Annotated in this window: 9 protein-coding genes and 1 other RNA gene; 1 reads left to right on the top strand and 9 read right to left on the bottom strand. The window is 69.7% G+C overall.

Annotation, left to right across the window (positions count from 1 at the left end; all coding sequences use genetic code 11):
- Window positions 1-111 precede the first annotated feature (111 nt).
- The 7 genes from ACF1AL_RS38225 to ftsE all read right to left on the bottom strand — a co-directional run bounded on the left by ACF1AL_RS38225 (window position 112) and on the right by ftsE (window position 5630).
- Entirely contained in the window at window positions 112-783 is a 672-nt protein-coding gene (locus ACF1AL_RS38225) for a DUF4232 domain-containing protein (protein WP_366841549.1), read from the bottom strand.
- A 298-nt stretch (window positions 784-1081) separates the two neighbouring features.
- On the bottom strand, window positions 1082-1486 hold the full coding sequence (gene tsaA / locus ACF1AL_RS38220; RefSeq protein WP_391828743.1) for a tRNA (N6-threonylcarbamoyladenosine(37)-N6)-methyltransferase TrmO: 405 nt from the start codon (window positions 1484-1486) through the stop codon (window positions 1082-1084).
- A 112-nt stretch (window positions 1487-1598) separates the two neighbouring features.
- Window positions 1599-2001: a transfer-messenger RNA gene (gene ssrA / locus ACF1AL_RS38215) on the bottom strand.
- A gap of 163 nt (window positions 2002-2164) precedes the next feature.
- Complete coding sequence (gene smpB / locus ACF1AL_RS38210; RefSeq protein ID WP_366841552.1) at window positions 2165-2644, bottom strand: SsrA-binding protein SmpB; 480 nt, start codon at window positions 2642-2644, stop codon at window positions 2165-2167.
- A gap of 85 nt (window positions 2645-2729) precedes the next feature.
- Window positions 2730-3902 carry a S41 family peptidase gene (locus ACF1AL_RS38205; protein WP_391694255.1) on the bottom strand — a complete coding sequence of 391 codons (1173 nt, stop codon included), beginning with the start codon at window positions 3900-3902 and terminating at the stop codon, window positions 2730-2732.
- 68 nt (window positions 3903-3970) lie between these two features.
- Window positions 3971-4888 (bottom strand): permease-like cell division protein FtsX, encoded by a 918-nt coding sequence (gene ftsX, locus ACF1AL_RS38200; RefSeq protein ID WP_366841555.1) that lies wholly within the window; start codon window positions 4886-4888, stop codon window positions 3971-3973.
- A 52-nt stretch (window positions 4889-4940) separates the two neighbouring features.
- Entirely contained in the window at window positions 4941-5630 is a 690-nt protein-coding gene (ftsE, locus tag ACF1AL_RS38195) for a cell division ATP-binding protein FtsE (RefSeq protein WP_361622374.1), read from the bottom strand.
- Between the two features lie 249 nt (window positions 5631-5879).
- Between ftsE and ACF1AL_RS38190 the strand changes: the two genes are divergently transcribed.
- Entirely contained in the window at window positions 5880-6071 is a 192-nt protein-coding gene (locus tag ACF1AL_RS38190; protein ID WP_366841556.1) for a hypothetical protein, read from the top strand.
- Window positions 6072-6197: 126 nt separating this feature from the next.
- On the opposite strand, the gene ACF1AL_RS38185 is transcribed toward ACF1AL_RS38190, so the two are convergent.
- The gene (locus ACF1AL_RS38185) at window positions 6198-7127 is read right to left on the bottom strand and encodes a hypothetical protein (RefSeq protein ID WP_391828741.1); all 930 of its coding nucleotides are present in this window, start codon (window positions 7125-7127) and stop codon (window positions 6198-6200) included.
- A 283-nt stretch (window positions 7128-7410) separates the two neighbouring features.
- Complete coding sequence (prfB, locus tag ACF1AL_RS38180; protein WP_391659970.1) at window positions 7411-8517, bottom strand: peptide chain release factor 2; 1107 nt, start codon at window positions 8515-8517, stop codon at window positions 7411-7413.
- Between the last annotated feature and the right edge of the window lie 33 nt (window positions 8518-8550).

The raw sequence follows: 8550 nt of genomic DNA, 5'->3' as shown, positions 1-8550 counted from the left end.
AACGGCTCGATCACCGACCAGGCGGCGTCAGTTATCTCCCCATCCCTCACGACCAGCCCAACGATCGGATGATCGGAAAGACACTGCCTAGGGGGTGGGGGCGAAAACTCCCTAGCGGTTCCGGTCCCGGGTCCACGCGCCGACGCCGAGCTTGCCCGTCGTGCCGAGGTCGAGTTCGGGGATCACCATCACCGGGCGGGCGCCCTCCTTCGCGCGCACCCGCACGTACGGGGCGTTGACCGCGTCGCCGAACTGGGTGGTGTTGCGCCAGGTCAGCACGGACACCGCCCGCTCGCCGGGCTGCAGGGCGAGCGGGGCCGGGGTGGCGTCGGCGCCGGTGCCGGAGGCGATGCCGGCGCCGCCGTGCAGGACGCGGACGCCGGACACCGGGGAGTGGTGCTCGTCGAGGAGCTGGAGCAGCGGGTAGCCGTCGAGGCGGTGGACGCCGGTGCCGCAGTTCTCCAGGTGCAGGCCGACGACCCGCAGGCCCATCGCCGCGTCGCCCTGGTCGGCCCAGACCCGCACCCCCGACGGCGGGCACGGGCCGCCCTCGGCGGCCGCCTCGCCGGACGGGACGCTGCGCACCTTGACGATCTTCGCCCCGGTCACCTCGGGCCCGACGGCCTCCGCCCGCCGCACCGTACGGCGGACGGTCGCGCCCGGCGCCACCCGCTCCACGGTCTGCGTGACGTTGTCCACGGCCCCACCGGAGGCGGCCAGAAAACCGATGGTCACGGTGTACGTCATCTCCGACCGCCCGGCGTTGACGACCTCGTAGATCACACCCCGGTCAGCCCCACAACCGCCCCCGGCCCCGGGCACCGAGAGGATCCGCACCCCCTCCACAACGTCCCCGCCGGCCGGCGAGGCAGAGGCACAGGAACGCCCAGCCGCCCCCGCCCCACCTCCGGCCTGCGTCCCACAGGCGGAAAGCACCGCCCCGAGAACGGCGGCAACAGGCAGAACAAGACGAGGTCGAGGCATCCGCCCACCCCATCAGCCCACCCCACCCCCCACAGTGACGGAAGCCACCACTCCGGTCACAGCCCTGTCACAAGCACCGGCGACCGCCCCGGCGGTTTCAGCGGTTCGGGGTCAGGAGGGGCTTGATGTCCAGGATGGGGGTGCCGTCGATCGCTTCCAGGTTGCGTACGTGGAGGCGGGGGCCCGTGACGGTGAGGAGGTGGACCGTGTGGAGGCCGATCGGGTTCGGGCGGTCGGGGGCCCGGGTGGCGAAGACACCGGTGAGGGGGCGGCCGGCGTCGCCGCGGGGGCGCACGGTGAGGGTGGTGCGGTCGGCGCGGTCCAGCCAGGTCAGCAGCAGTACGTCGGTGCCGGGGGTCAGGCCGTCCAGGGCGGGCAGGTAGTCCTCGTCGAGGACCAGCCAGGCGTCGGGTGCGCCCTCGTCGGGCTGGCGGGGGGCCGCCGAGCGGTCGGTGAGGGGGGAGGCGACGTGGCCGATCGGGCGCAGGGTGTAGTCGGTCAACGTTCTCGGTTCCTTCCGTGCAGGCGCAGAGGCAGGCGCGCGCAAAGGAAAAGGCCCCGCCGCTCGGAAGCGACGGGGCCTTCGCCCACATGGGGTGATCCCCGAAGGGATCTCGTGGAGATGGCGGGAATCGAACCCGCGTCCAACGGTGCAGAACCAGGGCTTCTCCGTGTGCAGTCCGCTGTGCTTTTCTCGGCCCCGGAGATCACGCGGACAAGTCTCCGACGGGCCCAGTCACTGTGTGGTTTCCCTCTTCACCCCGTGACCGGGATCAAGGTTTAGTTCCCTAGCTGATGCCAGGATCCGGGGCGGGAACATCCCCGGGCTGACACTCCCTATGAGTAGGGGAGCCGCAACTCGCTACCTGGATCAGGCAGCGAGGGCGAGCTCGCCCTGGGAGAGATCGCGCTTGGAATTGGCGATTATTTTTTTCGGCCTGTGGTTTACGAGATCATGGCCGCTTCCTCGACACGCTTCCCCTGCTTCGACAGCCGCTGTCGAAACCGATCATCCCCATGTTGATTTCTCAAGGTGCACACCGGCCGTCATACGTCCGGTGCTACCGCCATCGTACGGGATCAACGCCCGCCGATGCCAGCGTATTCCCGGCGGTCACCCCGCCGTCGTACCCCGTTCAACGCGCCGCCGGCCCGGGATGTTCCCGGCCGGACGCTCCCGCTACGCCCGCTGCTTGCGCCGGACCGCCGAGATCGCGCGCTCGGTCTCGCGGCGGTCCTGCTTCTCGCGCAGCGCCTGCCGCTTGTCGTACTCCTTCTTGCCCTTGGCCAGCGCGATCTCGATCTTGGCCCGGCCGTCCTTGAAGTACAGGGCGAGGGGCACGATCGTGTGACCCGTCTCCTGCGACTTCGCCTCCAGCTTGTCGATCTCCTCGCGGTGCAGCAGCAGCTTGCGCTTGCGGCGGGCGCTGTGGTTGGTCCAGGTGCCCTGGCTGTACTCCGGGACGTGCACGTTGTGCAGCCACGCCTCGTTCCCGTCGAGCTGCACGAAGCCGTCGACCAGCGACGCCCGTCCCTGGCGCAGTGACTTCACCTCGGTCCCGGTCAGGACCAGACCGGCCTCATAGGTGTCGAGGATGAGGTAGTCGTGCCGCGCCTTCTTGTTCTGCGCGATCAGCTTGCGCCCTTTTTCCTTAGCCATAGTGCCGCCCATTTTCGCACCACACCCGGGGTGCGGAGGAAGTGGATTAACCCGCGGTCCGGGAGCGTCGCGCCCGCGCGGGGAGCTACGTCGTGTCGCCGAGCCCGCCGAGCACCGTCTCCGCCCGCTTCAGGGCCTGCTCGTCGGCCTCCAGGTCCGGGGTGATGCCGGCGCCGTCGACACCGCGGCCCGAGGGCGTGCGGTAGTGGCCGACGGTCAGTTCGGCGACCGAGCCGTCGGGCAGCCGGCTCGGCATCTGCACCGAGCCCTTGCCGAAGGTGCGCGTTCCGACGACGACCGCCCGCCCGCGGTCCTTCAGCGCGCCGGTGAGCAGTTCGGCCGCGCTCATGGTGCCGCCGTCGACCAGCGCGACCAGGGGCCTGGTGGTGTCGCCGCCGGGCGCCGCGTGCAGGACGCGCTCGTCGCCGTCCACGTCGTAGGTGCCGACGAGCCCGCCGTCGAGGAAGACGGACGCGGTGTCCACGGCCTCGGTGACCAGGCCGCCGGAGTTGCCCCGCAGGTCCAGCACGACCCCGGCGCCGGCCGGGGCCCGCCGTACCGCCGCGCGGACCTTGTCGCCGACGCCCTTGGTGAACGACGCGATCCTGATGACGGTGACGCCGCCGGGCAGCGTGCGCACGGTCACCGAGTCCGTCGACAGCCTCGCCCGGCGCAGCGTGAGCGTCCACGCGCGCGTGCCGCGCTCCAGGCCGAGCGTCACCGTCGTACCGGCACCGGAGTCGGTGGCGTCGCCGCGCAGCAGGGAGACGACCTCGGTGACCGGGCGGCCGTCGACCGCGTGCCCGTCGACGCTGCGCAGCCGGTCGCCGGCGCGGATGCCGGCCTCGGCGGCGGGCGAGCCCCCGCTGACCTTCGTCACCTCGATCCGGCCGTCCCGCTCGCGCCGCGCCCACAGGCCGACGCCGGTGTAGCGGCCGTCGAGGGCCTCCTGGAACTCCTCGTACTCACCCTGCGAGTAGACGGCGCCCCAGCGGTCCCCGCTGCGGCTGACGGCCCGTTCGGCGGCCTCCGTCGGGGACTTGCCGTCGGCCATCGCCTGCGCGGCGGCCCGCGCGACGTCCTCGTGACGCGTGCTCGGGGCGGCGGCGGTGCGGACGGTGTCCCCGGTGCTGCGGCGGTCCGTGCCGGGCAGCGAGCCGGTGGCCGCACCCGCGACGAGCACGCTCGCGAACACCAATGTCAGGGTGGCCCCGCGGCCGATGCGGCGGGGCTGACAGAACAGGTCACGACCTGACATGGCGGTGAGTCTAGGACAACGACGAAGGGCCGCAGGGGCTCTTGCCCCCGCGGCCCTCTTGGCGTGCGTCACACCTTCAGGTACTTGCGCAGCGCGAAGAACGCCGCCAACGCGGGCATCAGGAAGCTCGCCGCGAGGATCAGCGGCAGCTTGGTCAACACGGCGTCCCAGCCGACGAAGTTGATGAGCGGCAGCTTCTGCGACAGCGCCACACCGTGGTCGATGACGAAGTACTGACCGAGCACCAGGAACGTGCAGGCCACCGTGCCGCCGATCACGCCGGCGACCGCCGCCTCCATGATGAACGGCGCCTGGATGTACAGGCCGGACGCGCCGACCAGCCGCATGATCCCGGTCTCCCGCCGGCGGCTGAACGCCGACACGCGCACGGTGTTGACGATCAGCAGCAGCGCCACCGACAGCATCACCAGCATCACGCCGCGCGCGCCCAGGTTCAGATAGCCGAGCAGCGTGAACAGGTTGTCCAGGATGCCCTTCTGGTCCTGCACCGACTGCACGCCGTCCCGCCCGTTGAACGCGGTCGCGATGACCTGGTACTTCTCCGGGTCCTTCAGCTTGATCCGGTACGACTCCTGCATCTGGTCCGGCGTCAGCGAGCTGGCCAGCGGGGAGTTGCCGAACTGCTCCTTGTAGTGCTTGTAGGCCTCGTCCTGCGACTCGTACACGACCTTGTCGACGACCGGCATCTTCTTCAGGTCGCCGAGAATCTGCTTCTTCTGGTCCTCGGTCACCGCGCCCTTGGCGCAGTTGGGGTCGGACTCGGCGTCGCTCTTGTTGCAGAGGAAGATCGAGACGTTGACCTTGTCGTACCAGTAGCCCTTCATCTGGCTCACCTGGTCGCTCATCAGGAGCGAGGCGCCGAACAGCGCCAGCGAGAGGGCGACGGAGACGATGACCGCCAGGGTCATGGTCAGGTTGCGGCGGAGACCCACACCGATCTCCGACAGGACGAACTGGGCGCGCATGGCGGCTGGTTGTGCCTTTCCGTGGCTTGGACGCGGTCGTGTACGCGTACGGTCAGTGCTGGTAGCCGTAGACGCCGCGGGCCTGGTCGCGGACGAGGCGGCCCTTCTCCAGCTCGATGACGCGCTTGCGCATCTGGTCCACGATGTTCTGGTCGTGCGTCGCCATCACGACGGTCGTGCCGGTCCGGTTGATCCGGTCGAGCAGCTTCATGATGCCGACGGAGGTCTGCGGGTCGAGGTTGCCGGTGGGCTCGTCGGCGATCAGCAGCTTGGGCCGGTTGACGAACGCGCGCGCGATGGCCACGCGCTGCTGCTCACCGCCGGACAGCTCGCCCGGCATCCGGTCCTCCTTGCCGCCGAGGCCGACCAGTTCCAGCACCTGGGGCACGGACTTGCGGATCTCGCCCCGGGACTTGCCGATGACCTCCTGCGCGAAGGCGACGTTCTCGGCGACCGTCTTGTTCGGCAGCAGGCGGAAGTCCTGGAAGACGGTCCCCAGCTGGCGGCGCATCTGCGGCACCTTCCAGTTGGAGAGCCGCGCGAGGTCCTTGCCGAGGACGTGCACCTGTCCGTGGCTGCACCGCTCCTCGCGGAGGATCAGCCGCAGGAAGGTGGACTTTCCGGAGCCGGAGGACCCCACGAGGAAGACGAACTCGCCCTTCTCGACCTCCAGGGAGACATCCCTGAGGGCGGGGCGGGTCTGCTTGGGGTAGACCTTGGACACGTTGTCGAATCGGATCACGGATGCACCACGGGTCGCCGGGGGTAGATGAGCGTGACCATACGCGAACCGGGTGGAGGAGCGCAGTCACCGGTTGCGGTTGAGCGAGGCTTGTGCGTTTTTGTACGGAACTTTGACGGCACCGTGCGCACGGTCGGCCTCCCGGCGTCCCGGCGCACGCCGCGCGGGAACCTGGCACAGTGGTAGGGGAACGTTCGCGTTTCCGTATGCGTTGTAGAGGACAGAAACCGGTTCAAGGAGGGCGAGCGCATGACGTACGACCGGTTGGTGTGCGCGAACTGCGCGGCGCCCGTGAGCGAGGGCCGGTGCCCCGTGTGCCGTGCGAACCGCGAGCGGCTCCAGCAGCAGAACTTCCTCGGTGGGCTCAACCCCATGGCGCTGATCGCGCTGCTGGCGGTGCTGATCGCGGCGGTGGCGCTGCTGGCGCACCAGACCGCGTAACGGACGGTCACCGAGCGCACGCGCCGCCACGGCGGACGCACAGACGCCGAAGGGGCCCGGAGCGGGATGCTCCGGGCCCTTCGTCGTGCTGTGCCGTGCGTACGGCCCGTGGGCCCGCCGCTACCGTCAGGCAGCGGCCGCGCCGCGACCGGCGGCCAGGCGCGGCAGGATGCGGAAGCCGATACCGCCGGCGATCATCGTGGCGGCGCCGATGACCAGGAACGCGGTCTGACCGGCACCGGTCTCGGCGAGCTGGCCGTCCTTGCCCTGGGCGGACGGCGCGGAGCCGGTGGCGGAGCTCTCACCGGTGTCGGTCAGCGCGGAGGAACCACCCTCCTGGGGGGAGCTGCCACCGTTGGGGTCGGTCTGGTCGCCGCCGGTGGAGGAACCACCGGTGACACCGCCGTTGCCGGAGCCGCCGTTGCCGTTGCCACCGTTGGTGCCGGTGCCGCCGTTGCCGTTGCCGCCGTTGTTGCCGGCGCCGCCGTTCTGGGAGCCGCCGTCGCCGGTGCCGCCGTTGTTGCCGGTGCCACCGTTCTGGCCGGTACCGCCGTTGTTGCCGGTACCGCCGTTCTCGCCGGTGCCACCGTTGTTGCCCGTGCCACCGTTCTGGCCGGTGCCACCGTTGTTGCCGGTACCGCCGTTCTCGCCAGTACCGCCGTTGTTGCCCGTGCCACCGTTCTGACCGGTGCCGCCGTTCTCGCCAGTACCGCCGTTCTCACCGGTACCGCCGTTGTTGCCCGTGCCACCGTTCTCGCCGGTGCCACCGTTCTCGCCGGTGCCACCGTTCTCGCCAGTACCGCCGTTGTTGCCGGTACCGCCGTTCTCGTTGCCGCCGTTCTCGTTGCCACCCGTGGGGGGGCAGCTCGTCGGGTCGACGACGATGTCGCACGGCGGGACGGGGTCCCCCTCGACATGTGCCCCGAGGGAAACCGGGCCCAGCTGCACGTCCGCGTCGAGGGCCGAGGCGGCGCCCGCGGCGGTCAGCGAGGCGCCTGCGGCGATCACGGCGCCGGCAGCTATGCGGGCGACCCGGATCCGCGTCTTCTTGGTCATGTAGTTGCTACCCCCAGTAGCTGAAATCGTCTGTGAGGCGGCGCTCGGGACGGTGATCGACGGAGGCAGCGAATTCGCTCAAGTCCCCCGGTTCACATGCGCCCCAGAAATACGCATGCCGCGCCCAACCCTTCCCATTTTTCAAAGCAACGTCAAGGCCGATGTGGACGCCTTGTCCGGATAAGGTGATCTTTGCTCGGGATCAGGGGCTGTGAGCGTGCTGTAAAACCCGGACAAACAACAACCGCCCCTGTATCAGGGGCGGTTGGGTTTGTCGACAAACCTACTTCTCTTGCTGCTTGCGCCAGCGAATCCCGGCCTCCAGGAAGCCGTCGATCTCGCCGTTGAAGACGGCCTCCGGGTTGCCGACCTCGTGCTCGGTGCGCAGGTCCTTGACCATCTGGTACGGGTGCAGGACGTACGAACGCATCTGGTTGCCCCAGGAGTTGCCGCCGTCGCCCTTGAGGGCGTCCATCTTGGCCTGCTCCTCCTGCCGGCGCCGCTCCAGCAGCTTGGCCTGGAGGACGTTCATCGCCGTGGCCTTGTTCTGGATCTGCGAGCGCTCGTTCTGGCAGGAGACGACGATGCCGGTGGGCAGGTGGGTGATGCGGACCGCGGAGTCGGTCGTGTTCACGCCCTGGCCGCCGGGGCCGGAGGACCGGTAGACGTCGATGCGCAGCTCGGACTCGTCGATGTCGACGTGGTCGGACTGCTCGACGACGGGGAGCACCTCGACGCCCGCGAAGGACGTCTGGCGGCGGCCCTGGTTGTCGAAGGGCGAGATGCGCACGAGGCGGTGGGTGCCCTGCTCGACGGAGAGGGTGCCGTAGGCGTAGGGGGAGTGCACGGCGAAGGTGGTCGACTTGATGCCGGCCTCTTCGGCGTACGACGTCTCGATGAGCTCGGTCTTGTAGCCCTTCTGCTCCGCCCACCGCAGATACATGCGCTGCAGCTTCTCGGCGAAGTCGGCGGCGTCGACGCCGCCCGCCTCGGCGCGGATGTTGACCAGCGCCTCACGGGAGTCGTACTCGCCGCTGAGCAGCGTGCGGACCTCCATCTCGTCCAGCGCCTTCTTGACGGCGGCGAGCTCGGACTCGGCCTCGGCACGGGTGTCCGGGTCGTTCTCCTCCTCGGCCATCTCGAACAGCACGGCGAGATCGTCGATCCGCGAGCGCAGGGCCTCCGCCTTCCGCACCTCGGCCTGGAGGTGGGAGAGCTTGCTGGTGATCTTCTGCGCCTCGTCCGGGTTGTCCCACAGGGACGGCGCGGCCGCCTGCTCCTCGAGCACGGCGATGTCTGCCCTCAGCTTGTCGAGGTCCAGAACGGCCTCGATCGACTCCATGGTCGAGGAGAGGGACTTCAGCTCTTCGGATACATCGACGACTGCCACGCCTCCAGCGTAACGGCTCCGCCGCCCGACCAA

It is taken from the genome of Streptomyces sp. NPDC014801 (assembly GCF_043082085.1).
Taxonomy (GTDB): Bacteria; Actinomycetota; Actinomycetes; order Streptomycetales; family Streptomycetaceae; genus Streptomyces.
Note: the sequence above shows the minus strand (reverse complement) of the source record. Positions and strands in the feature narration are given on the sequence as shown.

Excerpts from the sequence above, each read along its gene's own strand:
- smpB (WP_366841552.1), bottom strand. The coding sequence starts at position 2,644 with ATGGCTAAGGAAAAAGGGCGCAAGCTGATCGCGCAGAACAAGAAGGCG.
- ftsX (WP_366841555.1), bottom strand. The coding sequence starts at position 4,888 with ATGCGCGCCCAGTTCGTCCTGTCGGAGATCGGTGTGGGTCTCCGCCGC.
- ACF1AL_RS38205 (WP_391694255.1), bottom strand. The coding sequence starts at position 3,902 with ATGTCAGGTCGTGACCTGTTCTGTCAGCCCCGCCGCATCGGCCGCGGG.
- ACF1AL_RS38190 (WP_366841556.1), top strand. The coding sequence starts at position 5,880 with ATGACGTACGACCGGTTGGTGTGCGCGAACTGCGCGGCGCCCGTGAGC.
- ACF1AL_RS38185 (WP_391828741.1), bottom strand. The coding sequence starts at position 7,127 with ATGACCAAGAAGACGCGGATCCGGGTCGCCCGCATAGCTGCCGGCGCC.